Here is a 23889-nt window from a genome sequence, read left to right as displayed (position 1 = left end):
ACACACTACGATGCGGACATGCGCCGCATCACCTTGCCTGTCTCGCCGATCTCGCCCGAAGCCTTCGCGCCCTATGGCCGCGTACTCCGAGCCGCAGGCAAACGCGATGCCGGCCGCGAAGGCTACGACATCTGGATCCAGCCTTTCGCCGCCGAGAGCCGGCCGCGGCTGCAGATCGTGCGCTACCATGCGCGGCCGTTCACCGTCGTGCTGATCGAGCGGCACCTGCACGTCACCGAGGCACGCCAGCCGCTCGGTGGCCCACCGGCCATCATCGTGGTCGCCGAGCCCTCCGACACCCCGCCGACGCCCGAAGCGCTGCGCGCCTTCCGGCTCGATGGCGAAGGCGTGCTGTTCCATCGCGGCACTTGGCACGCGATCGACGCCTATCCCGAGCACGGCAGCCACGCCGACTTCCTGTTCCTGTCGGAGGAAGCAACCGTAAACGAGCTGTTCGACAATCCCGGCCGTGCGCCCCAGCGCACCCAGGTTCACGATTTCCATGCCGCCGGGATCGAGCTCGTGATCGATTCCAACGCCTTGTTTGAAAAGCCGAATCCGTAACCCCCGTTCACGATCGTTCACAGCTTGTGACCGATTTGGCGGAACCGGGCCCGACACTTGCCCGTTTCCTTTCCCGAGGTTCCCACTCTGGAAGGAGAACGGACATGTTCAAGAAGCTTGCTCTCGTCACCGCCCTCGCCATCGTCCCGGCGGCGGCCTTCGCCCAGAATCCTGACGGCGCCCAGGGCGGCGCGGCCAGCGGCATCGTCGGCGGCGCGACCGCGGGTGCTGTCGGTGGCGCCGTGGTCGGCGGCCCGGTCGGTGCGGTCGTCGGCGGCGTCGGTGGCGCTGTAGTCGGCGGCTTCACCGGCGCGGTGATCGGCGACAATGCCCCGCGCTTCCGCACCTATGTGGTCGAGCAGCGCGTGCCGTCCTACGCCTATGCCGAGCCGGTAGCGGTCGGCACAGTTCTGCCGCAGCAGGGCGTGGTCTATCGCGAGGTGCCCGCCGAGTTCGGCGAGCGCGCCAGCGGCTATCGCTATACGGTGGTGAACAATCGCGCCGTTCTGGTCGAGCCGCAGACCCGCCGCGTGGTGCAGATCATCGAATGACCCAGGCAGATCCGCTGGTCGCTCGCGTCATCACGACCTGAATGACCATCCGGATCGCAAGGCCCGCCCCGGGAACGGGGCGGGCCTTTTTGTCATGTCAGCTCGTCAGCGGCAGCCATAGCCGCCGGTCGAAAGAGAAGGGCTGCCGCGAGACGATACTGATTGTGGCAGCGCCGAGGTGGGCGGGATTGACGAGGTAGTTGAAGCTCTGTGGCGCGATGAAGGACGGAACCTTCAGGACCGCTTCCTCGGCCCGGATAAGCCAGGCATCGCCGAAAGCGGCGGGGTCAGCGGGCGCCTGCTCAACTGCAGCGGCCGGCGCGTCGCCAAACTCCATCTCGATCAGCACATAATCGTCGGGGACGAGATCTGGCTCGAGGTCGAGATGGACGCGGACCTCGAGGATCGCGAGTGCCGGGTTCTCGGCCGTGTAGACCATCGCCCGGCCCGGCAAGTTCCAGCGCCCGCCATAGAGGCGAGCGCCCTCGCCGGTCAGATCGGCAAAGGGCGCGCGCGCAACGCGCCAAGCGCGCATCAGACGGCGATGCCGTGCGCGATCCTGCCGAGCAGCGCCTCGACCGCATTTGCGCCCTCGCCGGTGTCGAGCAAGGCCAGCGGCTTCTGCCCGTCGAGCACGCTGGTCGGGCGGCGCAGCCAGCGGCCGGCCTTTTCCTGTGAGCCGAAGGTTTCCTCGGCCTCGGCGATGACGCGGGCGGCACGGACCAGCCGATCGGACTGCTCGCTGGTCAGCGTCCCGATCTTGCGGCGATGGCTCAAGGTCTTGCGCGGCAGCACGACCTCATCGATCTCGGCCAGGGTCATCCGGCCGGTGGCGATGACATGCTCGACCGTCCCGACCGGAAAACCGCGGCGCACGGCCGCGATCAGCTCGAGACTGGTGTCGACGGGAGCGCCGATCACCTTGGTACCGCCGACGACCTCGATGGCGCGCAGCGCAGTCATGACACCCTCCTGGCGATATGCCCCTAAGATAGGCGCATATCGCCAGAACTTCAATGGAGTGCGTCAGCGCGTGCCGAACATCCGGTCGCCGGCATCGCCGAGGCCAGGCACGATATAGCCGTGATCGTTGAGCCGCTCGTCGATCGCCGCCGTCCAGATGCGGACGTCCGGATGGGAATCGCGCATGCGGGCGATGCCCTCGGGCGCGGCCAGCAGGCAGACGAAGCGAAGGTCCTTGGCGCCGCGTTCCTTCAGCCGGTCGACCGCCGCGACCGCCGAGTTCGCCGTCGCCAGCATCGGGTCCATCACCACGATCATGCGGTCGGCGATGTCGGACGGCGCCTTGAAATAGTATTCCACCGCCTGCAGCGTCTGCGGATCGCGGTAGAGGCCGATATGGGCGACGCGGGCGGCCGGCACGAGTTCCAGCATGCCGTCGAGGAAGCCGACGCCGGCGCGCAGGATCGGCGCGAAGACGAGCTTCTTGCCGGAGATCACCGGCTGCATCGATTTTTGCAGCGGCGTCTCGATCTCTATCATCTCGGTCGGAAGGTCGCGCGTGACCTCATAGCAGAGCAACATGCCGATCTCGTTCAGCAGCTGACGGAAGCTCTTGGTCGAGCGGTCCTTCTCGCGCATCAGCGTCAGCTTGTGCTGCACCAGCGGGTGGTCGACGACGGTGACGCCGTTAGCGCTCGTGGCCATGCAATCCTGATCCCCTTCGTCTTGTCGTTATCGTCTAGAATACCGTGCCGTCGCTGACGATGGTCAAGGGCGGCCCGCCACCATCGCGCTTCTCACGGGCGATGCGGCGGCCGGCGGCCCAGGTCCCGCCCTCCAGCACCTTGGCGAGCGGCAACTGCTCGGCGCTCAGGCCGAGCTCGGCGCGGACCAGTTCGCCGATCCGATCGAGCAGCGCAACCGTCAGCGCCCGCCACTCCACGACCAGTTGCGAGCCGACCTCATGGCCGCGCACGGCATCAGCCGGATCCTTCAGCGCGAGCACGCCGAGATCGAGCAGGAGCCCGCCATTGCGGTATTCGGGCAGGCCGGTGAGATCGTCGATGCCGACGACCTGGATGCCGGCCCATTGCAGCGGCTCGATCAGCGAATAGCTCAGCCATTGCGAGAGCTTGTGGAAGGGCACGATGCCAGCCGTCGCCTCGCCAGGTGCGATCAGTGGATGCTTCCAGCTGTCGCCGAGCGCGATGCCGGCATAGTTCAGGCGCGAGGGCCAGATGCCGCCGAGCACCTCCAGCACCTGCGACAGGATATAGGCGGCGCGGATCGAGCGGCCCTCGGCCGCCTCGACCAGACGGTCGAACAGGTCACCCGGCCGAGCGAGCCCGTGTTTCTCCAGCTCCTCGCCGAGGCGGTTCAGCAAGGCCGCGCGGCCTTCGAGACCGACCAGAGGGTTGTCCGGAGAGACCTGGAAGCCGGCCGCCAGCGCCTCGGCGTCGAGATGCTCAAGCGCAGAGACGTCCACCCGCAGCGGCTCGGCGGGATCGCTGGAGAAGGCGCCGGCGGCGAACATGTCGAGCGAGGCCAGGGCCAGCCCTTCCGAGCGGCCGATGCTCTGGCCGGAGACCGCGTCGCGATAGCGCCAGTCGGCGCCGGCGCCGGCATCGAGCAGGACGCTGACGACGGCGAGGTCGTAGGCGGCGCGGCCTCTCGCCCGGGCGTCGGCGAAATGCGCCTTGGCGTCGAGAACCTGCCAGCGATCCATGCCGGCGATGACGAAATGGCGCCAGCGGGCATGGAAGGGGATGTCGAGCGCCGGATAGTTCTGGCGGATCGTCTCCAGCACATAGGCCGCGCAGGCCGGCAGCCGCTCAGGATGGACGCTGAAATGCGCCAGCCGGCCCTCGAGGCCGAGCCGCAGCATCTCCTGGGCGCGCTCGCGGACGGCAGCCGGCTTGAGCAGCTGGCGGACGGCTTCGGGATTGGTGTCGGGCATAGGCGGATCAGAACTTCTCGAGGTCGCGGCCGACGGTGGACTTCAGCGCGTTATCGCCGGGCGGGCCGTCAGGCGAATAATAGCCAGCCGCCTTCTTGGCCTCGATCTCGACCGAGGCGTCCGGCGGGACCAGTTCAGGCGGGATGGCGACGCGCTCGCCGATCTCGATGCCGCTCTCGACCATGGCGTCGTATTTCATGTTCGACATCGACATCAGCCGGTCGATCCGCTTCACGCCGAGCCAGTGCAGCACGTCCGGCATCAATTGCTGGAAGCGGGCATCCTGCACGCCCGCGACACATTCGGTGCGTTCGAAATAGGTCGCGGCGGAATCGCCGCCCTCCTGGCGCTTGCGGGCGTTGTAAACGAGGAACTTGGTGACCTCGCCCAGCGCCCTGCCCTCCTTGCGGTTGTAGACGATCAGGCCGACGCCGCCATTCTGCGCCTCCTTCACCGCTTCCTCGATGCCGTGCACGAGATAGGGCCGGCAAGTGCAGATGTCGGAGCCGAACACGTCGGAGCCGTTGCACTCGTCATGGACGCGGCAGGCCAGCGTCTTCCTGGGGTCGGCAATCGCCGAGACCTCACCGATGACATAAGCCGTAATCGAGCCGATCGGCGGCAGGAAGACCTTGAGGTCAGGCCGCGTCACCAGCTCCGGATACATGCCGCCGGTCTGTTCGAACAAGGTGCGGCGCAGTTCGTTCTCGCTGGTGCCGAAACGGTCGGCGATGCCCGGCAGGTGCCAGACCGGATCGACCGCGATCTTGGTGACGCTGATGTCGCCGGAGCCGTGCAGGATGGCGCCATCGGCTGCGAGGCGATGGCCGGCCATGGCGGCGAGGATCTCGGGCAGGTTGAGCCGTGCCTTGGTGACCGCGATGGTCGGGCGGATGTCGATGCCCTCGCCGATCCACTTGCCGAAATCCTGGGCGACGCGATGGCCGAACGGATCGAGCGAGACGATCCTGCCCGGCTCGAACCATTGCGCCTGCGGCAGGATGTCGGAGGTCGGATGGGTGTTGGTCAGGTCCGGGCGCTGCGACGGGTTCATGGCGCGAGCGGAAATCGCGAGCGCGCGATAGACCGAATACGAGCCGCCATGGGCGCCGATGACGTTGCGGTCGGCAGGGTTGGTGGTCGAGGCGATGACCGGCCCTCGCTCCTGCGGTGTGCCGGCGCCCCATTGGATCGGGAAGCGGGCGGCGGCGCTGCCGGGCTCGGGATGCGAGGTCAGGCGGATATGGCTGGTACGGTTCTGCGAAGTCATCGCGGCGATCGCTCGGTCTCGAACGGGAAAGGGCCCCGGGACGGGTCGCGTCCGGGGCCCTCTGGACCGCTGAGATTCTGGATCAGCGCGGCATTTTCGTCAATTGCCGGTTGAAAACGCCACCACCGCCATGGCCGGGCCTTGTCCCGACCATCCATGTGCTCGCCGGTCACGGGCGATGTTCGCATGGACACCCGCCACGGGGCGGGCATGACGGCGGCCCCTTTGGCTAGAAGACCGCCAAATAACGCAGCAGCGAGATGATGCCGATGATGATGACAATGATCTGGATGATGTTCTTGACGTTGCCATCGACCGGCAGCATCCGCACCAGATAAAGCACGAGAACGATCACCAGGACGGTAATCAAAAGCGAAATCAGAATGCCCATGGCTCAAATCCTCTTGTCGCGGCCGAAAGCCGGCCCCCCGAGGCGCTGGCTGCGACGCGTTCGCAGAGAGCTGTCTCGGGCAAGAGAACGTGGAGCCCTGGGAAAAGGTTCCGGAAGGGTAGCTGGCTGAGGACGAGCCAACCTTGCGAACGAGGGGCGCGGGGAACCCTTCTCCCGAGTGGGAGAAAGGCAGGGATGAGGGCCTGCCCTCACCGATTGAGGTACAACGGTGCCGGAGCGCCCTTACAATCAGCGGCGGTCCCTCACCCCTGCCCCTCTCCCATCCGAGAGAGGGGTTCTGCGTCGAGCGTCAGCCCGCGATCCGCCCGAAATCCGCCACCGCGCGCGTCGCCTCGCGCAACTGGTTGAGCAGCTTGAGCCGATTGGCGCGCAGGGCGGGATCGGGATCGTTGACCGTGACCTTGTCGAAGAAGGCGTCGACCGCCGGCCGGAGCTCGGCGAGCGCTGCCATCGCGCCCTCATAGTCCTCGGCGGTGATGGCGGCCTCCGCCTTTGGCGTTGCCTGGGCGAGTGCGACCGCGAGCGCCTTCTCCTCGATCAGCCCGGCATCGGCGATGAGCTGGAGATCGGCCTTGCCGGCGAAAGCGCCCTCGCCGTCCTTCTTCTCCTCGGCCTTGAGGATGTTGGCGGCGCGGCGATAGCCGGCGAGCAGGTTCTTGCCGTCCTCGGTGTCGAGGAAGCGGCCGAGCGCGGCGACGCGGCGGGTGATCAGCAGGAGGTCGTCATTGGCGGACGCGCCCTCGCCCAGCACCGCATCGACCAGATCATGCCGCGCGCCCTGGTCGCGCAGCATGACCTTCAGGCGGTCGTGGAAGAAGGAAAGGAGGTCGCTGTCCTTCGCGAGCCTGGAGAGCCCCAGCCGCACCCCGTTCTCGACCACCAGTCGGATCACGCCCAGCGCCGCACGGCGCAGCGCGTAGGGGTCCTTGCTGCCGGTCGGCTTCTCGTCGATCGCCCAGAAGCCGACCAGCGTGTCGAGCTTGTCGGCGAGCGCCACCGCCACCGAGACCGGATCGGCCGGGACGCGGTCGGAGGGGCCGAGCGGCTTGTAATGCTCCTCGATCGCGGCGGCGACGCTCGGGTTCTCACCCTGCAACTCCGCGTATTTGCGGCCCATCAGCCCCTGCAGCTCAGGGAACTCGCCGACCATCTCGGTCGGCAGGTCGGCCTTGGCGAGGCTGGCGGCGCGCTCGGCCAGAGCCGGATCGGCGCCGACGATCGGCGCCAGCTCCTTCGCCAGCGCGGCGATGCGCTGGACGCGCTCGCCTTGCGTGCCGAGCTTGGCGTGGAAGACGACGCCGAGCCTGTCGAGCTTGGCCATGCGCTGGTCGAGCGGCTTGGCGAGGTCGAGCCCAAGCTTCTTGGCACTGTCCTCAAACGTATCGAGATCGGGCAGCGGGCTGCGATCGGTCTGCCAGAAGTAAGCTGCGTCGGAGAGGCGCGCCCGCACCACGCGGCCATTGCCGGCGGTGATCGCCAGGCCGCCATCGCTCGCCATCAGGTTCGAGACCGGGATGAAGCGGTTGGCGAGCTCGCCCGTCGCGGGGTCGCGCAGGACGAAGCATTTCTGGTTGGCGCGGATGGTGGCGCGGATCGCCTCGCCGGGGATGTCGAGGAAGCGCTCCTCGAAATCGCCCATCAGCACGACCGGCCATTCGACGAGGCCGGCGACCTCCTCGAGCAACCCCTCGTCCTCGACCAGCTCCAGCCCAGCAGCGAAGGCAAGATTCCTGGCGTCGGCCAGAATGATCTCCTTGCGGCGATCGGCGTCGAGCACGACCTTGGCCCGCTCCAGGCTGGGGACGTAATCGTCGAAGCGCTTCACCGTGATCGGGCCAGGCGCATGGAAGCGATGGCCATAGGTGACGTTGCCCGACTTGATGCCGTCGACCTCGAAGGGCACGACCTCCGGGTCCTCGGTCTCGGCGCCGAAGGTGCAGAGGATCGAGTGCAGCGGGCGGACCCAGCGCAGCGAGCCGCTCTCGGCGGAAGCCTTGCCCCAGCGCATCGATTTCGGCCAGGGGAAGGCGCGGATGACGGCCGGCACGATCTCGGCGATGGCCGCAACCGTCTCCTGGCCGGGCTTCTCGATCACTGCGATGTAGGAATCGCCCTTCTTGGGATCGCTGACGATGGTCGCCTGGTCGAGCGAAGTCAGCCCGGCAGCCTTGAGGAAGCCTTGCACGGCCGCATCGGGCGCGCCGACGCGCGGCCCCTTGCGCTCCTCGCGGACATCGCGGCCGCGCACCGGCAGGCCGGCAATGGTGAGCGCAAGGCGGCGCGGCGTGGCAAAGGCCTTGGCGCCCTCATAGGTCAGGCCGCGTTCGACCAGCGCATCGGTGACGAGCTTCTTCAGGTCCTCCGCCGCCTTGCGCTGCATGCGGGCGGGAATCTCTTCCGAGAAGAGTTCGAGCAGGAGATCAGGCATCAGTTCGCTCCCCCGCCGGCGGTCTTCAGCCAGGCGGCGCCGCAGGCCTTGGCGAGCTCGCGCACCCGCAGGATGTAGCTCTGGCGCTCGGTGACCGAGATCACGCCGCGCGCATCGAGCAGGTTGAAGACATGGCTCGCCTTGATGCACTGGTCATAGGCCGGCAGGGCAAGCTTGTGGCTAGGATCATTGCTGGCGGCATCGGCCTCGCCAGCCGCAAGCAGCGCCTTGCACTCGGCCTCGGCGTCGTCGAAATGGCGAAAGAGCGTCTGCGTATTGGCGTGCTCGAAATTATGCCGCGAGAACTCCTGCTCGGCCTGCAGGAAGACGTCGCCATAGGAAATGCGATCCTCGCCTTCGAGGCCATTGAAGTTGAGGTCGTAGACGTTCTCGACGCCTTGGACATACATGGCGAGGCGCTCGAGCCCATAGGTGAGCTCGCCTGCCACGGGCGCGCATTCGACGCCGGCGACCTGCTGGAAATAGGTGAACTGGCTGACCTCCATGCCGTCGCACCAGCATTCCCAGCCAAGGCCCCAGGCGCCGAGCGTCGGGCTCTCCCAGTCGTCCTCGACGAAGCGGACATCGTGCAGGGCCAGGTCGACGCCGATCGCCTTGAGCGAGTCGAGATAGAGCTGCTGCAGATCCGGCGGCGACGGCTTCAGGATCACCTGGAACTGGTAATAATGCTGCAGCCGGTTCGGGTTCTCGCCATAGCGGCCGTCCTTGGGCCGGCGCGAAGGCTGGACATAGGCCGCCTTCCAGGGCTTGGGCCCCAGCGCACGCAGGGTCGTCGCCGGATGAAAGGTGCCGGCGCCGACCTCCATGTCGTAGGGCTGGAGGATGACGCAGCCGCGCTCGGCCCAGAAGCGCTGCAAGGTCAGCAGCAACCCCTGGAAGGAGCGGGTCGGGTTCATGGGATCGGAGGACGCGGCCAAGGGCATCAGCCTTTTAAACTGCCAGAAAACGTGCGGCGTGATTAGGGGCTGGCAGTGCTCATGGTCAAGCGTCGGGCCATGAACGATGCATGAACCCTTCGGCAAGCATCGCGTTCATATAGAGGCGGCTATTGTCGCCCTATCGAACGGACCGCGGTGCTCGGGGCGAGCACTTGAGCCGGGCCGACGCGACAAGCAGGAGTACAAGATGCTGTCGAATCGTATTGCCGCCGCCCTGTTCGGTGCCGGCGCCCTCCTCTTCACCGGCCTCGCCATTGCCCCGGCCAATGCCGCGCCGATCGCGGCAGGCAGCGTCCCGGCCGCCACCGGCCAGATCGAGCAGGTCCAGTATTACGGCCGGCCCCATTATGGCCCGCGCCGTTACTATGGCCGCCCGGTCTATCGCCCGCGCTGCTATTTCGTCGATCGCCGTGTCTGGAACGGCTGGCGCTGGGTGATCCGCCCGGTCCGTGTCTGCCGCTGACGCAGCCCCACCTCGAAGGGCCTGGCGGCACGCTCCGTCAGGCTCCGAGGCCAGCCGGCAGCCATAATGACGCCCGATCGCCACGGCACAGGCCGGCACCGTTGATGAAGAAGGATACGACATGTTCCGCAAGCTTTTCCTCGGCCTCTCGGCCGCTGCTGCCCTCGGCGTTGCCTCGCTCGGCATGAGCGCCATCACGGCGGCCCCCGCCGACGCCCAGGCCCTGAGCGGCGGCTACGGCTATCCCGGCAGCGGCAGCCGGCATCCGTCGGCGCCGCGCTACAGCAATCCCGGCTGGGGCGGCGGTCCGCACGTCCGCCCGGGATACGGCCATGGCCGCCCGCATTACGGATCGCGCTGCCGCATCGTCGACCAGCGCGTCTGGAACGGCCGGCGCTGGGTGATCCGTTCGACGCGCGTCTGCCGCTGACGGGCGCCTGAGCTGATGAAGAGAGGCTGAACGGCGCGGCCACGCTCCGTTCAGCCCCGCGACCGCAAGCTGGCCGCCACGATGACGCCCGATTGCCTCGGCACAGGCCGAGGATATCAGCGAAGGAGGTAACCATGCTTCGCAAACTCGTTCTTGGACTTTCCGCCGCTGCCGCGCTCGGCGTGGCCGGCCTCGGCATGGGCGCGATCACCGCGACCCCGGCCGAGGCGCAGGCGCTGAGCGGCGGCTACGGCTATCCCGGTGGCGGCAGCCGCCATCCCTACGCGCCGCGCTACAGCAATCCAGGCTGGGGCGGTGGCGGCTACTATGGACGCCCTCGCTACGGCTATGGCGGACCTCGCTATGGCTATGGCGGGCCACGCTACGGCTGGGGCGGCGGTTATTACGGCCCGCGCTGCTATAGCCGGCCAGTCCGCTATTGGGATGGCTGGGGCTGGGTGGTGCGCGAGCGTCGCATCTGCCGCTGAGGCACGGCTCTAGGCGAGCACAGCCTCGCCGCGATGGAGTGCTTCGCTGAAAGCGGTGAAGCGTCCATCCGCACCGTTGAGAATCAGAGCCGGCAGCAGCGCTGCCGGCTTTTTGCTGCCGAGACGGGCCGAGACGATCACCCGGATCGCTGCCCGCTCCGCCTGACTATAGACAGGACGGATCTCGATCGCGCCGAAGCCCGTCTCCAGCCCAGCGAGGATCGCCCCCAATGCCTCGGCGCGGTGGATGATACTGACACCACCGCCCGGCTTCAGCGCATGGCGCGCCGTCTTCAGCCAGTCGTCCAGGGATTGTCCGGCGACATGCGCCGCACGGCGATTGGCCACGGGCGAGGCGCGCACCTCTCCAGCTTCAAAAAAAGGTGGGTTCATTGCGACCCAGGCCATGGATGCCGCCGCCAATCCTCCGCGAGCAAGATCGCCACTGCGCTCACCGATCATCCCGACCACCGCGCGCACGCGCGCTTCGAGGCCGTTGAGCCCGGCATTGCGGGCCGCGAGGGTCGCGAGTTCCGGATCGCGCTCGACCAGAACGACCTCCAGCGCCGACTGGCGCAGCGCGACGGCGAGCCCGATCGTACCGACTCCGGCGCCGAAATCGGCGAGCGGCCCGTTGCCGAGCTCGGGAATCGCCGCTGCCAGCAGGATCGCGTCGGAGCCGGCGCGATGACCTTTCACCGGCTGCAGCAGGCGCAGGCGCCCGCCGAGCAGCCGATCCTCGCCGATCTCACCGAGACCGGGGGCCTCAGCGTTGTTCATGGCGCAGTTCGCCGCCATAGCCGGCCTCGACCAGCAAGGCGCGGGCGCGCTTGCTGTCCTGCTCGCGCACCAGCAGGCGCCGCGGAAAGGCACCGATCATGCCTTCGAGCGAGCTGATGTGCTGGTCGGCGATCAGGCAATCGAGATTGGCCGAGGCCAGCAACGCCTCGATGGCGCCGAGCAGGACGAGATCATTGGAGCGAACCAGTTCGTGCATGCGCTCATGGAGCCCGCCAGGCCGGCCTTGCGCAAGCGCAAAGATCGCCGGCGGGGACCGGCAGGCTCGCAGTGCAGCGTCAAACTGCTGCGTCGCGAAAGGATTGCCGGGGCTGGCCACGCATGCGACGTTTGTGGCAAGGGCATGGGCGCGCGGATGCGCGAGAATGAGGCCGGAGTTTGCGCGTGGGCGTCGTCGTAGCTTTCGAAGACAAGGACACCAGCCAGGGCGGCATCGAGCCACTGGTCGGGCTGACGCGCGCCGACATGGAGCGCGTCAATGCGATGATCCTGTCGCGCACCGGCTCCGAGGTCACGATGATCCCGGAAGTCGCGAACCATCTGATCTCCTCCGGCGGCAAGCGCCTGCGGCCGATGCTGACGCTGGCGACAGCGGCGCTCTGCGGCTATCGCGGCGAGGGCCATGTCAAGCTCGCGGCCAGCGTCGAGTTCATGCACACGGCGACGCTGCTGCACGACGACGTCGTCGACGAGAGCGACATGCGCCGCGGCAAGGCGGCCGCCCGCATGCTCTGGGGTAATGAGGCCAGCGTGCTGGTCGGCGACTTCCTGCTCGGCCAGGCCTTCAAGATGATGGTCGAGGTCGGCTCGCTGCGCGCGCTCGACATCCTCTCGACGGCAGCGGCCGTCATCGCCGAGGGTGAGGTGATGCAGCTCGCCGCCGCCAAGAACACCGAGACGACCGAGGACGAGTACCTCGCCGTGATCCGCGGCAAGACCGCCGAGCTCTTCGCCGCGGCCTGCGAGGTCGGGCCGGTGATCGCCAGCTCGTCCAAGGGCGAAGCCGCCGCCTGCCGCAGCTACGGGCTCAATCTCGGCATCGCCTTCCAGCTCGTCGACGACGCGCTCGACTATGGCGGCTCCGCCGGCCAGCTCGGCAAGAATGTCGGCGACGACTTCCGCGAGGGCAAGATCACGCTGCCGGTGGTGCTCTCCTTCCGCCGCGGCAACGAGGAGGAGCGTGCCTTCTGGCGCCGGACCCTGCAGGAGGGCGAGGTGCGCGAGGGCGATCTCGCCGAGGCGCAGGCGCTGATGCGCAAGCACGGCGCCTTGGCCGACACGATCGAGCGTGCCCGCCACTACGCCAAGATGGCGAAGGACGCGCTCGGCCTCTTCCCGTCATCGCCGATGAAGCAGGCGCTCAACGACGCCGTCGACTTCTGCGTGGCGCGGGCGCACTGAGGCAAGAGTCACCGCAACACGGTCGGCTTCATCCACCAGCCGGGCTGCTGACGCGAAAGCCGCCTTGCCGCCGCGACGCTGGCGCGACAGTCGTCGAACAAGGCGAAGCAGGTCGCGCCCGAGCCGGACATCCGTGCCAGCCGGCAGCCGGGCAAGGCCGATAGCGCCGACAGCACCTCCCCGATCACCGGAGCTACCGCACGAGCCGGCGCTTCGAGATCGTTGCCGGTAAGAGCCAGGGCGGCGACCAGCGCCGCCGCTGTCTCCGGCAAAGGCTCTTCCGCGCTGAAAGCCTGCACGCCGCTCGCATGCCCCTGCCCTGCCTGAAGGCCGAGCGCACGAAACACCGGCGCCGTCTCGACAGCCTCCCCCGGATTGACCAGCAGCGCGAACAACTGCGGCAGCCGCAGCACCGGGCCGAGCCGCTCGCCGATGCCGCGCATCACGCGGGCGCGCGGTTCGAGGCAGACCGGGACATCGGCGCCGATCCGGCCGGCGGCAGCGAGCAATGCCGGGTGTGAAAGCGGCAGGCCGTTGATTCGCGCCAGCAGGCGCAGTGCCGCAGCAGCATCGGCCGAGCCGCCGCCGATGCCCGAGGCAACCGGCAAGCGCTTGACGAGATGGAAGCGGCCGGAGCGCAGCCCGGCGATCTCCTCGCGGAACACGCGCTCGGCCTTGAGGACGAGATTATCGGCGCCCGTCGACAGCCCGGCCGAGAACGGGCCGGAGATTTGCAGCTCTCCGGCTTCGCCCGGGGCCAGGCTCAGCTCGTCGCCGACTCCGGCAAAGGCGACGAGGCTGTCGAGTTCATGATAGCCATCGGCGCGGCGGCCGAGGACGCGTAAGGAGAGGTTGACCTTGGCCGGGGCGCGGGTCGCCGATCTGGCAAACAAGGATCAGCCGCCATCCTTCTTCGGCTCGGCCGCATTGGCCGAGGGCGCGGGATCCTCGAGGCCCTTGTCGATCTTGCGCAGGATCCGGGTCAGGTCCTCCGGCTCCGGCCCGAGGTCGCGGGCATAGTTCCACTGGTAGCGCGCCTCGAGATAGCGCCCGGTCTTCCAGTAGACGTCACCGAGATGGTCGTTGATCACCGGGTCCGAGGGACGCAGCTCCATCGCCTTCTCCAGCTCGGTCACCGCCTCTTCATAGCGGCCGAGCCGGTAATGCGCCCAGCCGAGCGAGTCGATGATGTAGCCGTCGCGCGGCCGAAGCTCCACGGCCCGGCGCAGCATGCCGAGCGCCTCTTCGAGCTTGAGGTTCTGGTCGACCAGCGAATAGCCGAGATAGTTGAGGACCAGAGCGCGCTCGCGGCCGAGCGCCTCCGGCATCAGCTCCAGCGACTTGCGCAGATCGGCCTCGGCCTGCGGCCATTTCTTGATGCGCTCATAGGCGATGCCGCGCGAATAGAAGATGTCCCAGTTGGCGCGGCTCGGCGTGCCGAGCTTGGCGACCGCCTTGTCATAGGTCGCGGCCGCCTCGTCGAAGCGCTTGCGCGAACGGTAGATGTTGCCGAGCGCGGAGATCGCCTCGATATCGTCGGGGCGAGCCGTAATGATGCTTTCGAGATGCTTGGTCGCCTCGTCGGTCTTGCCGAGCTGCTCAAGGCCGAGCCCGATCTGGATGTCGGCGACCGGGCGCAGCGGCGAGTTCTCCGGCATGCGCCGATAGACCTGCACCGCGTCTTCGGTCTGCTTGGCCCGTTCCAGAATGTCGGCCAGCGTCAGCACGGCGAGGTCGTGGCCGGGATCGAGATAGACGGCGAAGCGCAGGTAGAGCAGCGCGGTCGCCTCGTCGCCCTGAAGAATGCCCGCGCTGGCGAGGCCGTAGAGCACTTCGGCGGCGCCCTGCTGGGTGTTGCCGACGATGCGCTGCAGCGGCTCCTTGCTGCCGATCTTGGCGATGGCGTCACGCACCACCGGATGGTTCGGGCGGACGCTCCGCTCGAAATCGTTCAGCGTCGCCAGCGCCGCCTCGCTGTCGCCGGCGCGCGCCTGCTGACGCGCCCAGAGGTCGACGAGGCGCAGATTGGTCTTCTCGGCGTCATAGGCCGCCTTGAGCCGGCGATTCGCCTCGTTGCGGCGTCCGGCGATGTCGAGGATCAGGCCGGCATGGAAATCGCGGAAGCGATCGAAGGTCGATTCGCCCTTGAGACGCTCCAGGGTGTCGATGGCGCGGTTCGTCTCGCCCGAGCCCGAGTAAGCCCAGGCGGCAAGCAGGGTCGCGGTAATGTCGGCCGAGCGGCCGCGACCGCCGCGTTGCAGCTGGGCGCGGGCGGCGCCATAGTTCTTCTGCTTCAGCGCACGCACGCCAAGCGCGAGCTGGGCGAGGCCGTTGGTAGCGTCGCGCTGGATCAGCTTCTCGGCGGCGCGGAAGGTCTCGTTCATCGCGCCGTCGGCGAGGAAGGCGACAAAGCCGCGCTCGAGCAGCTCGCTGTTCTGCGGATCGTTCCGAATCGCCTCGCGCAGATAGATCGAGGCAGCGCCAAGATCACGGGCCGAGCCAGCCACGACGGCCGCCAGGTAATTGCCTTCGAGGCTCTCGGCCGGCTCGAACTTCTCGACCGGCCGCGCCTGCGCGAGCGCCGGCATGCCGACATGCAAACCTGCGACAAATGCCAGCGCTAAAGCGGCGCTACGGCCGTTGATCTGAAACGTCACGTTCGACATTCTCCCTCGGTCCGCCCCGGCCGCCGGGGACTGGTCCGTGGACGGGACCGTGACCTGAACGATTAGGCCGCCAACATGGCCGTTTCCGGGCCTGCCGACAAGTGCAGCATCGCCACAGCGCCTGCGGCGTCACGCTGACGTGAAAAGCCGATCCGCGGTCCCGGAAGCCGTTGAAACATTAGCTTTCCGCAAAGCAAATCGGCATAGAATCCAACCGTCGCGGATATTCGCGACGATTCGTTTAGGACACTTCAAATGAAGAAGGTCTCACTCGCCCTCGCTGCGGTCCTGACGCTCGCCGGCATTGCCGGTGGTTGCGCCACCAAGGAGCCAGAGAAGCCTGCTCCGATCGTCCGCAAGGGCTGATTCGTCGCCTTATCCGGCACCAAGACAAAGGCCGCGCCGGACAGATCGGCGCGGCCTTTATTATTCGCCGTTGCTACCAAACACTGTCACATGTTCGAGTAATTCGGGCCGCCCGCCCCTTCCGGCACCGTCCAGGTGATGTTCTGGGCGGGGTCCTTGATGTCGCAGGTCTTGCAGTGCACGCAGTTCTGCGCGTTGATCACGAAGCGCGGCAGCGACTGCTTCTCCGGATCGGCATAGACCACCTCGTAGACGCCGGCCGGGCAATAGAGCCGCGCCGGCTCGCCATAGATCGGCAGGTTCTGCAGCACCGGCACGTTCGGGTCGGTCAGCTTCAGATGCGCCGGCTGATCCTCCTCATGATTGGTCGCCGAGAGGAAGACCGAGGAGAGCTTGTCGAACGAGATCTTGCCGTCGGGCCTGGGATAGACGATCGGCTTGACCATGCCGATCGGCTTCAGCGTCGCATGGTCGGGCTTGCCGTGCTTCAGCGTGCCGAAGGGCGACCAGCCGAAGAGCTGGTTCAGCCACATGTCGATGCCGCCGAGCATGACGCCGCCGATCGTGCCGAGCTTCGACCAGAGCGGCTTGACGTTGCGCACCAGCTTCAAGTCGCGGCCGATCTCGGAAGCGCGCCAGCTCTCCTCGATGCCATCGACCATGTCATGGGAGCGGCCGGCCGCGAGCGCCGGCACGAGATGCTCGGCCGCCAGCATGCCTGACAGGATGGCGTTGTGGCTGCCCTTGATGCGCGGCACGTTGACGAAACCGGCCGAGCAGCCGATCAGCGCTCCGCCCGGGAAAGTCAGCTTCGGCACCGACTGCCAGCCGCCCTCGGTGATGGCGCGCGAGCCGTAGGAGAGGCGCTTGGCGCCCTCGAAGACGTCGCGGATCATCGGATGGGTCTTGAAGCGCTGGAACTCGTCGAAGGGCGAGAGCGTCGGGTTCGTATAGTTGAGGTGGACGACGAAGCCGACCGAGACCAGGTTGTCGTCGAAATGGTAGAGGAAGGAGCCGCCGCCGGTCGACATGTCGAGCGGCCAGCCGAAGGAGTGCTGGACCAGCCCCTTCCTGAACTTCTCCGGCTTGACCTGCCAGATCTCCTTGAGGCCGATGCCGTATTTCTGCGGCTCGCGGCCTTCATCCAGGGCAAAGCGCCTGATCGCGATCTTGGAGAGCGAGCCGCGAGCGCCCTCACCCAGAAGCGTGTAGCGGCCGCGCAGCTCCATGCCGCGGGTGAAGCGGTCGGAGACGGTGCCGTCCTTGGCGATGCCCATGTCGCCGGTGGCGATGCCGGCAACCGAGCCATCTTCGTTATAGAGCAGTTCGGCGGCGGCGAAGCCCGGGTAGATCTCGACGCCGAGCGCCTCGGCCCGCGCCGCAAGGTATTTTGCGACAAGGCCGAGCGAGCCGACGAAGTTGCCGTGATTGTTCATCAGCTTCGGCATGGCGAAGTTGGGCAGGCGCGCCCCGCCGGCCGGGCCGAGGAAATAGAAGACGTCCTCGCTCACCTGTGTATGCAGCGGGCGGGCCTCGTCCTCGCGCCAGTCGGGCAGAAGCCTGTCGAGACCGATCGGATCGATGACCGCGCCGGAGAGAATATGCGCGCCGACCTCGGAACCCTTCTCGACCACGACGACCGAGATGGCTTCGTCGAGCTGCTTCAGCCGGATCGCGGCGGAAAGCCCGGCGGGACCGGCACCGACGATGACGACGTCATAGTCCATGCTCTCGCGCGGCGTGCTCTGCGCTTCCTTCAGGTCCATGCTGCCCTCCACCCCGCGTCGGCTATGTCTCGTTAGATAGTTTATATATGAACTATCTTGATCAACCCGCCAAGCGCTGCCGCTGGGCTGATTGGAATTCCTCTATCCGGGGCTCCCGTTCATTTTGCAACAGCGAAGGGGCTCGCTTCGTTCCGAACGCCGCTCTATTCTCCGGCTCATGTCGCTCGACGCCGTCTCCGCAGCCGAATTGATCGCCTGGTACGCCGAAATGGGCGTGACCGAGGCGCTCGACGAGACACCGCACGACCATTTCGCAGCCGCACCCGAGCCGGCGCGACAGCCTGTCGCACGCCCCGTCGCCGCTGCGCAGCCAGCGGCGAGGCGCCCAACGGCGGTGGCAGCCGCGACCCCGCCCGACGAGGCGGCGCTGTCGGCCCGCGCGCTGGCGCGCGAGGCGACGACGCTGGATGAGCTCAAGACAGCACTTGCCGGCTTCGAGGGCTGCCCGCTGAAGGCGACCGCGAAGAACCTCGTCTTCGCCGACGGCAATCCGGCCGGGAAAGTCATGGTCGTCGGCGAGGCACCCGGCGCCGATGAGGACCGCGCCGGCCTGCCCTTCGTCGGGCGTTCGGGGCAATTGCTCGACCGGATGCTCGGCGCGATCGGCCTCACCCGTCAGGACCATGTCTACATCGCCAACACCGTGCCCTGGCGGCCGCCCGGCAACCGCACGCCGACGCCGCAGGAGGTCGCGATCTGCCTGCCCTTCATCCAGCGCCAGATCGAACTGGTCGACCCCGACATCCTGGTCTGCATCGGCGCCCCTTCGGCACAGGCGCTGCTCGGCGTCACCGGCATCCTGGCCTCGCGCGGGCGCTGGATGGAATACGACACCGGCAGGCGGATGATCCGGGCTATCGCGACGCTGCACCCGGCCTATCTCCTGCGCCAGCCCTTGCAGAAGCGCCTGGCCTGGCGCGACCTGCGCGCGCTCAAGGCCGCCCTCGCCGCGCATTGACGCAGCGGCGCGATGCCACTGCGGCATCGACACCGGCTGCCCAGTCGCATCGCCTTGATTATTCCGAGTGCAAAGTAGACGCTGCAACCAGCAGGGTCATTCGGCCATGAGCTTCGTGGCCGGCACGCCGGAGCGATGCGATGGAAATCGACGCCTTTCTGCTGTCACGCATCCAGTTCGCGTTCACGATCTCCTTCCACATCGTCTTCCCGGCCTTCACGATCGGGCTCTCTGCCTATATCGCAACGCTGCTCGGCCTCTGGCTGAAGACCGGCGACCAGAAGTTCCATCTGCTCGCGCGGTTCTGGACCAAGATCTTCGCCGTTTCCTTCGCGATGGGCGTCGTCTCCGGCATCGTGCTGTCCTATCAGATCGGCACCAACTGGAGCCGCTTCTCGGCCGTGACCGGCAATGTCGTCGGCCCGCTGATCGGCTACGAAGTGCTCAGCGCCTTCTTCCTCGAAGCATCCTTCCTCGGTGTGCTGCTGTTCGGCTGGAAGCGGGTGCCGCCCTGGCTGCACTTCCTCTCGGCGGTGATCGTCGCCGGCGGCACCGCGCTCTCCGGCTTCTGGATCCTCTCGGCCAATAGCTGGATGCAGTACCCGGCCGGGCATGAGGTCCGCGACGGCATCGCCTATCCCGTCGACTGGTTGAAGATCGTCTTCAACCCGACCTTCCCGCTGCGCTACGCGCATATGATGACGGCGGCCTATCTCACCACCGCCTTCGTCGTGCTGGCGACCGGTGCGCGCCACCTTCTCGCCGGGCACCGCACCGAATCGGCCAGGACGATGGTGCGCATGGCGATCCTGATGATCGCGCTGACCGCCCCGTTGCAGGCTGTCATCGGCGACTTCCACGGCAAGCAGACGGCGATCTACCAGCCAGCCAAGCTCGCCGCGATCGAGGCGCACTGGGATTCCTCCAAGCCCGGCGCACTGGTCCTGTTCGCCTGGCCGGACGAGAAGGCCGAGCTCAACCGCTTCGAGATCGCGATCCCCGGCGTCGCCAGCCTGCTCACCCATGGCAGCATGGATGCGTTGTTCCCGAGCCTGAAGGACTTCGCCGTGCGGGATCGCCCGCCGGTCCTCATCCCGTTCTTCGGCTTCCGGCTGATGGTCGGCCTCGGCACGCTGATGATCGTCTTCGGTTGGGTCGGGGCCTGGCTCTGGTGGCGCGGCCGCATCTTCGAGTCGAAAGGATGGCTCTGGATCGCCCAGTACACCTGGCCCGCCGGCTTCGTCGCGATTCTCGCTGGCTGGTTCGTCACCGAGGTCGGGCGCCAGCCCTGGCTCGCCACCGGCATCCTGCGCTCGAAGGATGCGGTCTCGCCGATCACCACCGCGGAGGTCGCGATCTCGCTGGCGCTGTTCGTCTTCGTCTACTGCGTCGTCTTCGCCGCCGGCATCACGCTGATCAACCGCCTGGTCGCCAAGGGGCCGGACGAGATCAGCCATGAGGACCCGCCCGAACAGCCGTCGAAGCGGCCGCTCAAGGCGGTGCAGGCGCCGGCCTCCGCCATCTTCGGCGACGGCCATCCCGGCGACGACAAGATCCAGCCGGCAAGCTGAGGAGACCCAGGATGGAATGGTATCTCCCCGTGATCTGGGCCGGGCTGATCGGCACCGCCGTGATCTTCTATGTCGTGCTCGACGGGTTCGACCTCGGCATCGCCATCCTGTTCCCGACGACGGGAGACGAAAGCGAGCGCGACCAGATGATGAACTCGGTCGCGCCGTTCTGGGACGGCAACGAGACCTGGCTGGTGCTCGGCGGCGCCGGCCTGCTGGTTGCCTTCCCGGTCGCCTATGCGGTGATCATGCCGGCCCTGTACCTGCCGGTGACGCTGATGCTGCTGTCGCTGATCTTCCGCGGCGTCGCCTTCGAGTTCCGCTGGGTGGCGAAGCCGAAGCACCGCATCTGGGACCTGGCCTTCTGGCTCGGCTCGACCTGCGCAGCCTTCTCGCAGGGCGTCATCCTCGGTGGGCTGCTGCAGGGCATCAAGGTCGTCGACAAGCAGTTCGCCGGCGGTCCCTTCGACTGGCTGACCCCGTTCACGCTGATGTGCGGCGTCGGCGTCGTCATCGGCTACGCCACGCTGGGGGCGACCTGGCTGGTCTACAAGACCGAAGGGCCAGTGGCCGAGCGCGCCCGCCGGCAGGCGAAGACCCTGCTTATCGGCCTGCTCGCCTTCGCCGTGCTGGTCTCGCTGTGGACGCCCTATGCGCATCCGCGCATCGCCGAGCGCTGGTTCACCCCGTCCAACCTGATGCTGCTCTGGCCATTCCCGCTGCTGACCGCCTTCTGCGGCTATAAGGCCTGGAAGCGGCTCAACGGCGCGCATGAGTTCACGCCCTTCGCCTTCACCATCGCGATCTTCGTGCTCTGCTTCCTCGGCCTCGCGATCTCGAACTATCCCTATCTCGTGCCGCCCGGCCTGACGATCTGGGATACGGCAGCAGCACCGAGCTCGCACATCTTCGTGCTGATCGGGGTCAGCTTCCTCCTGCCGATGATCCTGTTCTACACAGCCTTCGTGTACTGGACCTTCCGCGGCAAGGTGAAAGCCGATAGCGGCTATCATTGAGGCCATGCGCGACGGGGCTTGAGTTCCAGCGCCGCCTCGCGGACATTGGCGGCGCTGCAACAAGGGTTCGCACATGCGTTGGGAAGATTACCGCCAGTCCGAAAACGTCGAGGATCGGCGCGGCGGCGGTGGTGGCGAATATGCCGGCCTTCCCGGCGGGCGTGGCGGCATCGGCATCGGCACCATGGTCGTGCTCGGCCTGCTCGGCTGGGCGCTCGGCATCGATCCGCGCCTTCTGATCGGCGGCGCCGAGATGATCGGCGGCATCGGCGGCCGCAGCGCCCCGACGCAGGAGCAGCGCAAATCGGCCGGCCCGCCTCAGGACGAGATGGGCAAGTTCATCGCGGCCGTGCTGGCGCAGAACGAGGACATCTGGACGAAGGTGCTGCCGCAGCAGGCCAACCGGAAATACGTACCGCCCAAGCTGGTGCTGTTCAGCGGCGTCGACCGCTCGGGCTGCGGCACGGCCCAGTCGGCGATGGGGCCGTTCTATTGCCCCAACGACCAGCGGGTCTATCTCGACCTCTCCTTCTTCCAGGAGATGCAGCGCAAGCTCGGCGGCGGCGGCGACTTCGCCTATGCCTATGTCGTCGGCCACGAGATCGGCCATCACATCCAGAACCTGCTCGGCATCCTGCCCAAGGTGAACGAGCTGCGCCAACGAATCTCCGAGCGCGAATCGAATGCGCTGTCGGTGCGCGTCGAATTGCAGGCCGACTGCTTCGCCGGCGTCTGGGCCTACAATCTCCAGGCGATGGACCGGATCGAGTCGGGCGACATCGACGAGGCGATGCGGACAGCTTCGGCGATCGGCGACGACAAGCTGCAGCAGCAGGGCCGCGGCGTGGTCGTGCCGGACTCCTTCACACACGGATCGTCGGCGCAACGTACCCGCTGGTTCAACACCGGCTTCAAATCGGGCTCCATGCAGAGCTGCGACACCTTCCGCACCAATCAGCTCTGAATCTCAGAGCTCGGCGCGCTCGCGGCGGACCGTCAGCCGGCGCGGCGCGCGCGCCAGCCGGCCGGAGAGGATTTGCTTCTTCGGCGCGAGTAGCCCCGCCCTGACGCCGCGCGAGCGCAGCGAGACCGCGCCCCATTCGCGCAGCGCCGCAGCCATGCCACGCAGCGGCATCAGCGCCGGCCGGGCTGCTGCGGTCAGCAGATGCCGCTCGATGCTGGGCGTCCATTGCGGCTCCGGCAGGTCGCCGGCCTCGAGCAGGATCACCCAGTCGCCGCGCGCCTGCGCGACTCCCGACGACCAGGCCTCGCCGGCCTTGGCCTTGACGTAGCTCGCCCCCGTCTCGTCGGCGAGCCGCGCGATCGCGGCATCGTCGCCATCGTCGCCATCGTCGACCACCACGGCATGGCCGATCACGCCCTTGGCGACCGCTGGAATCAGCACGGACAAGGTCGCGGCGAGCGCCTCGGCGTCACGATTGGCCCAGATGACAGCAGTGATCATGAGCGATCAGTTTATGACGCAGTGCAACATGTCGCAATCCTGTCACTTGCCTTTTGTTCTCGATATGTTCACATTCCTTGGTCTCGGATCGCCCGATTCCGCCGAGGAGACGAAGCCATGCTGCAGGCCAGACCCTCAGCCAGAACGCAACCGCTCAAGCGCCGCGACAGCGAGCCAGGCACGGTCTCGGCACCTGCTGATCCCCTTGCCTATGTCGGCAGCCAGATCGACCCGGAACGGCGGCGCGGACGCGGCGCGACGATCAATCCCGGCGGCCGCTACGAGGCCGAGCAACGCATCAGCGAGGATGACGGCTGGGGCTCGCTCGGCGAATTGCCGGCGTTCAAGACCGAGATCTCGGTCGAGAAGCCGCGCACGATCATTACACGCAACGACTCCCCGGATATTTCGTTCGACCGTTCGATCAACCCTTATCGCGGCTGCGAGCATGGCTGCGTCTACTGCTTCGCGCGGCCGAGCCATGCCTATCTCGGTCTGTCGCCCGGGCTCGACTTCGAGAGCAAGCTGACCGCCAAGCCCGACGCTGCGCTGCTCCTGGAGAAGGAACTGTCCTCGCCGAGCTACCAGCCGCGCACGATCGCGATCGGCACCAATACCGACGCCTACCAGCCGATCGAAAAGAAACTCCGGATCATGCGCGGGATCCTCGAAGTGCTGGCGAAGTTCAACCACCCGGTCGGCATCGTCACCAAATCGGCGCTGGTGCAGCGCGACATCGACATCCTCGCGCCGATGGCGGCGAGGGGTCTGGTCAAGGTCGCGCTCTCGGTGACGACGCTCGATCCCAAGCTTGCCCGCAACATGGAGCCGCGCGCCGCCGCTCCCGCCAAGCGCATCGAGACGATCCGCAAGCTCTCGGAAGCCGGCATTCCGGTGACGGTGCTGGTCGCGCCGATCGTGCCGGCGATCAACGAGCACGAGATCGAGCGCATCCTGGATGCAGCGAAAGCGGCGGGCGCGCGCGAGGCCGGCTATGTGCTGCTGCGCCTGCCGCTCGAGGTGAAGGACATCGTGCAGGACTGGCTGGTGACGCATCATCCCGACAAGATGCGCCATGTCGTCTCGCTGATCCGCTCGACCCGCGGCGGCAAGGACTATGACGCCGCCTGGGGCCAGCGCCAGGTCGGCTCCGGCCCCTATGCCTGGATGATCGGCCGGCGCTTCGAGATGGCGGCCGAGCGGCTCGGCTTCAACAGCGCCCGGCTCAGGCTGCGAACCGACCTCTTCGTCAAGCCGGAGAAGGAGAAGGCGCAATTGAGCTTGTTCTGAGAGGCATGCGACCTCCATTCAGGTCGTCTCGGTCAAGCTGCATCAGCGGAGCCGCCTCGGGACGACAAGTCGAGGTGGGAGCTGGC

General features: G+C 67.2%; 25 protein-coding genes. 11 read left to right on the top strand and 14 right to left on the bottom strand.

The features are described from left to right. Window positions 1-18: 18 nt before the first annotated feature. On the top strand, window positions 19-564 hold the full coding sequence (locus VGV58_RS07105; protein WP_326873271.1) for an ureidoglycolate lyase: 546 nt from the start codon (window positions 19-21) through the stop codon (window positions 562-564). 104 nt (window positions 565-668) lie between these two features. After that, entirely contained in the window at window positions 669-1115 is a 447-nt protein-coding gene (locus VGV58_RS07100) for a DUF1236 domain-containing protein (protein ID WP_152016925.1), read from the top strand. A 97-nt stretch (window positions 1116-1212) separates the two neighbouring features. On the opposite strand, the gene VGV58_RS07095 is transcribed toward VGV58_RS07100, so the two are convergent. The 8 genes from VGV58_RS07095 to VGV58_RS07060 all read right to left on the bottom strand — a co-directional run bounded on the left by VGV58_RS07095 (window position 1213) and on the right by VGV58_RS07060 (window position 9062). After that, window positions 1213-1650, bottom strand: coding sequence for an RES family NAD+ phosphorylase (locus tag VGV58_RS07095; protein ID WP_326873270.1), 438 nt, complete (start codon window positions 1648-1650; stop codon window positions 1213-1215). Next, the gene (parS, locus tag VGV58_RS07090) at window positions 1650-2078 is read right to left on the bottom strand and encodes a type II RES/Xre toxin-antitoxin system antitoxin (protein ID WP_326873269.1); all 429 of its coding nucleotides are present in this window, start codon (window positions 2076-2078) and stop codon (window positions 1650-1652) included. Before parS ends, VGV58_RS07095 begins: the two co-directional genes overlap by 1 nt. Window positions 2079-2141: 63 nt before the next feature. Then, window positions 2142-2783, bottom strand: a complete 642-nt coding sequence (gene upp / locus VGV58_RS07085; protein WP_100959125.1) for a uracil phosphoribosyltransferase — start codon at window positions 2781-2783, stop codon at window positions 2142-2144. Window positions 2784-2817: 34 nt separating this feature from the next. After that, the gene (locus VGV58_RS07080) at window positions 2818-4035 is read right to left on the bottom strand and encodes a URC4/urg3 family protein (RefSeq protein ID WP_326873266.1); all 1218 of its coding nucleotides are present in this window, start codon (window positions 4033-4035) and stop codon (window positions 2818-2820) included. A gap of 7 nt (window positions 4036-4042) precedes the next feature. After that, on the bottom strand, window positions 4043-5305 hold the full coding sequence (locus VGV58_RS07075; protein WP_326873264.1) for a GTP cyclohydrolase II: 1263 nt from the start codon (window positions 5303-5305) through the stop codon (window positions 4043-4045). Between the two features lie 229 nt (window positions 5306-5534). Continuing rightward, a complete protein-coding gene (locus VGV58_RS07070; RefSeq protein WP_326873263.1) occupies window positions 5535-5696 on the bottom strand; it encodes a Thivi_2564 family membrane protein in 162 nt (53 codons plus the stop codon). A gap of 310 nt (window positions 5697-6006) precedes the next feature. Then, a complete protein-coding gene (gene glyS, locus VGV58_RS07065; protein WP_326873262.1) occupies window positions 6007-8145 on the bottom strand; it encodes a glycine--tRNA ligase subunit beta in 2139 nt (712 codons plus the stop codon). Then, window positions 8145-9062, bottom strand: coding sequence for a glycine--tRNA ligase subunit alpha (locus tag VGV58_RS07060; protein WP_326873585.1), 918 nt, complete (start codon window positions 9060-9062; stop codon window positions 8145-8147). Before VGV58_RS07060 ends, glyS begins: the two co-directional genes overlap by 1 nt. Window positions 9063-9291: 229 nt before the next feature. Here VGV58_RS07060 and VGV58_RS07055 point away from each other — a divergent pair, with 229 nt between their 5' ends. The 3 genes from VGV58_RS07055 (at window position 9292) to VGV58_RS07045 (ending at window position 10485) form a co-directional block, all read left to right on the top strand. Further along, window positions 9292-9567 carry a hypothetical protein gene (locus tag VGV58_RS07055; RefSeq protein ID WP_326873261.1) on the top strand — a complete coding sequence of 92 codons (276 nt, stop codon included), beginning with the start codon at window positions 9292-9294 and terminating at the stop codon, window positions 9565-9567. A 121-nt stretch (window positions 9568-9688) separates the two neighbouring features. After that, entirely contained in the window at window positions 9689-9997 is a 309-nt protein-coding gene (locus VGV58_RS07050) for a hypothetical protein (RefSeq protein ID WP_326873260.1), read from the top strand. 134 nt (window positions 9998-10131) lie between these two features. Further along, complete coding sequence (locus tag VGV58_RS07045; protein WP_326873259.1) at window positions 10132-10485, top strand: hypothetical protein; 354 nt, start codon at window positions 10132-10134, stop codon at window positions 10483-10485. 9 nt (window positions 10486-10494) lie between these two features. Here VGV58_RS07045 and VGV58_RS07040 read toward each other — a convergent pair whose 3' ends face one another. Both VGV58_RS07040 and VGV58_RS07035 read right to left on the bottom strand, forming a co-directional pair. Beyond that, entirely contained in the window at window positions 10495-11265 is a 771-nt protein-coding gene (locus VGV58_RS07040) for a tRNA1(Val) (adenine(37)-N6)-methyltransferase (protein ID WP_326873258.1), read from the bottom strand. Continuing rightward, a complete protein-coding gene (locus tag VGV58_RS07035) occupies window positions 11252-11482 on the bottom strand; it encodes a putative signal transducing protein (RefSeq protein ID WP_326873257.1) in 231 nt (76 codons plus the stop codon). The genes VGV58_RS07040 and VGV58_RS07035 overlap by 14 nt, the downstream gene beginning before the upstream one ends. 185 nt (window positions 11483-11667) lie before the next feature. Between VGV58_RS07035 and VGV58_RS07030 the strand changes: the two genes are divergently transcribed. After that, entirely contained in the window at window positions 11668-12684 is a 1017-nt protein-coding gene (locus VGV58_RS07030) for a polyprenyl synthetase family protein (RefSeq protein WP_414643892.1), read from the top strand. A gap of 8 nt (window positions 12685-12692) precedes the next feature. Here VGV58_RS07030 and VGV58_RS07025 read toward each other — a convergent pair whose 3' ends face one another. The 3 genes from VGV58_RS07025 to VGV58_RS07015 form a co-directional block, all read right to left on the bottom strand. Further along, window positions 12693-13577 carry a 4-(cytidine 5'-diphospho)-2-C-methyl-D-erythritol kinase gene (locus tag VGV58_RS07025; protein ID WP_326873256.1) on the bottom strand — a complete coding sequence of 295 codons (885 nt, stop codon included), beginning with the start codon at window positions 13575-13577 and terminating at the stop codon, window positions 12693-12695. Window positions 13578-13580: 3 nt separating this feature from the next. Next, window positions 13581-15350: a tetratricopeptide repeat protein gene (locus VGV58_RS07020; protein ID WP_414643891.1), complete on the bottom strand. Its 1770-nt coding sequence runs from the start codon at window positions 15348-15350 to the stop codon at window positions 13581-13583. Between the two features lie 452 nt (window positions 15351-15802). Further along, a complete protein-coding gene (locus VGV58_RS07015; RefSeq protein ID WP_326873254.1) occupies window positions 15803-17482 on the bottom strand; it encodes an electron transfer flavoprotein-ubiquinone oxidoreductase in 1680 nt (559 codons plus the stop codon). A gap of 178 nt (window positions 17483-17660) precedes the next feature. Here VGV58_RS07015 and VGV58_RS07010 point away from each other — a divergent pair, with 178 nt between their 5' ends. The 4 genes from VGV58_RS07010 to ypfJ all read left to right on the top strand — a co-directional run bounded on the left by VGV58_RS07010 (window position 17661) and on the right by ypfJ (window position 22012). Next, window positions 17661-18461: a uracil-DNA glycosylase gene (locus VGV58_RS07010; RefSeq protein WP_326873253.1), complete on the top strand. Its 801-nt coding sequence runs from the start codon at window positions 17661-17663 to the stop codon at window positions 18459-18461. Between the two features lie 140 nt (window positions 18462-18601). Continuing rightward, window positions 18602-20032: a cytochrome ubiquinol oxidase subunit I gene (locus tag VGV58_RS07005; RefSeq protein ID WP_326873252.1), complete on the top strand. Its 1431-nt coding sequence runs from the start codon at window positions 18602-18604 to the stop codon at window positions 20030-20032. Between the two features lie 11 nt (window positions 20033-20043). Then, window positions 20044-21048: a cytochrome d ubiquinol oxidase subunit II gene (gene cydB / locus VGV58_RS07000; RefSeq protein WP_326873251.1), complete on the top strand. Its 1005-nt coding sequence runs from the start codon at window positions 20044-20046 to the stop codon at window positions 21046-21048. Between the two features lie 73 nt (window positions 21049-21121). After that, window positions 21122-22012 (top strand): KPN_02809 family neutral zinc metallopeptidase, encoded by an 891-nt coding sequence (gene ypfJ, locus VGV58_RS06995; RefSeq protein ID WP_326873250.1) that lies wholly within the window; start codon window positions 21122-21124, stop codon window positions 22010-22012. A gap of 3 nt (window positions 22013-22015) precedes the next feature. Here ypfJ and VGV58_RS06990 read toward each other — a convergent pair whose 3' ends face one another. Then, window positions 22016-22513: a hypothetical protein gene (locus VGV58_RS06990; protein ID WP_326873249.1), complete on the bottom strand. Its 498-nt coding sequence runs from the start codon at window positions 22511-22513 to the stop codon at window positions 22016-22018. 117 nt (window positions 22514-22630) lie between these two features. Here VGV58_RS06990 and VGV58_RS06985 point away from each other — a divergent pair, with 117 nt between their 5' ends. Continuing rightward, window positions 22631-23803: a PA0069 family radical SAM protein gene (locus tag VGV58_RS06985; protein WP_326873248.1), complete on the top strand. Its 1173-nt coding sequence runs from the start codon at window positions 22631-22633 to the stop codon at window positions 23801-23803. The last annotated feature ends 86 nt before the right edge of the window (window positions 23804-23889 follow it).

This window comes from Allobosea sp. (assembly GCF_035944895.1).
GTDB lineage: Bacteria > Pseudomonadota > Alphaproteobacteria > Rhizobiales > Beijerinckiaceae > Allobosea.
The sequence above is the reverse complement of the archived record's forward strand: the minus strand, read 5'-3'. Positions and strand labels throughout refer to the sequence as shown.

Coding starts and splice junctions, on each gene's coding strand:
- VGV58_RS06990 (WP_326873249.1), bottom strand. CDS start 22,513: ATGATCACTGCTGTCATCTGGGCCAATCGTGACGCCGAGGCGCTCGCC.
- upp (WP_100959125.1), bottom strand. CDS start 2,783: ATGGCCACGAGCGCTAACGGCGTCACCGTCGTCGACCACCCGCTGGTG.
- VGV58_RS07040 (WP_326873258.1), bottom strand. CDS start 11,265: ATGAACAACGCTGAGGCCCCCGGTCTCGGTGAGATCGGCGAGGATCGG.
- VGV58_RS07080 (WP_326873266.1), bottom strand. CDS start 4,035: ATGCCCGACACCAATCCCGAAGCCGTCCGCCAGCTGCTCAAGCCGGCT.
- VGV58_RS07075 (WP_326873264.1), bottom strand. CDS start 5,305: ATGACTTCGCAGAACCGTACCAGCCATATCCGCCTGACCTCGCATCCC.
- VGV58_RS07035 (WP_326873257.1), bottom strand. CDS start 11,482: ATGCACGAACTGGTTCGCTCCAATGATCTCGTCCTGCTCGGCGCCATC.
- VGV58_RS07020 (WP_414643891.1), bottom strand. CDS start 15,350: ATGTCGAACGTGACGTTTCAGATCAACGGCCGTAGCGCCGCTTTAGCG.
- glyS (WP_326873262.1), bottom strand. CDS start 8,145: ATGCCTGATCTCCTGCTCGAACTCTTCTCGGAAGAGATTCCCGCCCGC.
- VGV58_RS07015 (WP_326873254.1), bottom strand. CDS start 17,482: ATGGACCTGAAGGAAGCGCAGAGCACGCCGCGCGAGAGCATGGACTAT.
- cydB (WP_326873251.1), top strand. CDS start 20,044: ATGGAATGGTATCTCCCCGTGATCTGGGCCGGGCTGATCGGCACCGCC.
- VGV58_RS07055 (WP_326873261.1), top strand. CDS start 9,292: ATGCTGTCGAATCGTATTGCCGCCGCCCTGTTCGGTGCCGGCGCCCTC.
- VGV58_RS07105 (WP_326873271.1), top strand. CDS start 19: ATGCGCCGCATCACCTTGCCTGTCTCGCCGATCTCGCCCGAAGCCTTC.
- VGV58_RS06985 (WP_326873248.1), top strand. CDS start 22,631: ATGCTGCAGGCCAGACCCTCAGCCAGAACGCAACCGCTCAAGCGCCGC.
- VGV58_RS07005 (WP_326873252.1), top strand. CDS start 18,602: ATGGAAATCGACGCCTTTCTGCTGTCACGCATCCAGTTCGCGTTCACG.
- ypfJ (WP_326873250.1), top strand. CDS start 21,122: ATGCGTTGGGAAGATTACCGCCAGTCCGAAAACGTCGAGGATCGGCGC.
- VGV58_RS07060 (WP_326873585.1), bottom strand. CDS start 9,062: ATGAACCCGACCCGCTCCTTCCAGGGGTTGCTGCTGACCTTGCAGCGC.
- VGV58_RS07095 (WP_326873270.1), bottom strand. CDS start 1,650: ATGCGCGCTTGGCGCGTTGCGCGCGCGCCCTTTGCCGATCTGACCGGC.
- parS (WP_326873269.1), bottom strand. CDS start 2,078: ATGACTGCGCTGCGCGCCATCGAGGTCGTCGGCGGTACCAAGGTGATC.
- VGV58_RS07100 (WP_152016925.1), top strand. CDS start 669: ATGTTCAAGAAGCTTGCTCTCGTCACCGCCCTCGCCATCGTCCCGGCG.
- VGV58_RS07070 (WP_326873263.1), bottom strand. CDS start 5,696: ATGGGCATTCTGATTTCGCTTTTGATTACCGTCCTGGTGATCGTTCTC.
- VGV58_RS07010 (WP_326873253.1), top strand. CDS start 17,661: ATGTCGCTCGACGCCGTCTCCGCAGCCGAATTGATCGCCTGGTACGCC.
- VGV58_RS07045 (WP_326873259.1), top strand. CDS start 10,132: ATGCTTCGCAAACTCGTTCTTGGACTTTCCGCCGCTGCCGCGCTCGGC.
- VGV58_RS07050 (WP_326873260.1), top strand. CDS start 9,689: ATGTTCCGCAAGCTTTTCCTCGGCCTCTCGGCCGCTGCTGCCCTCGGC.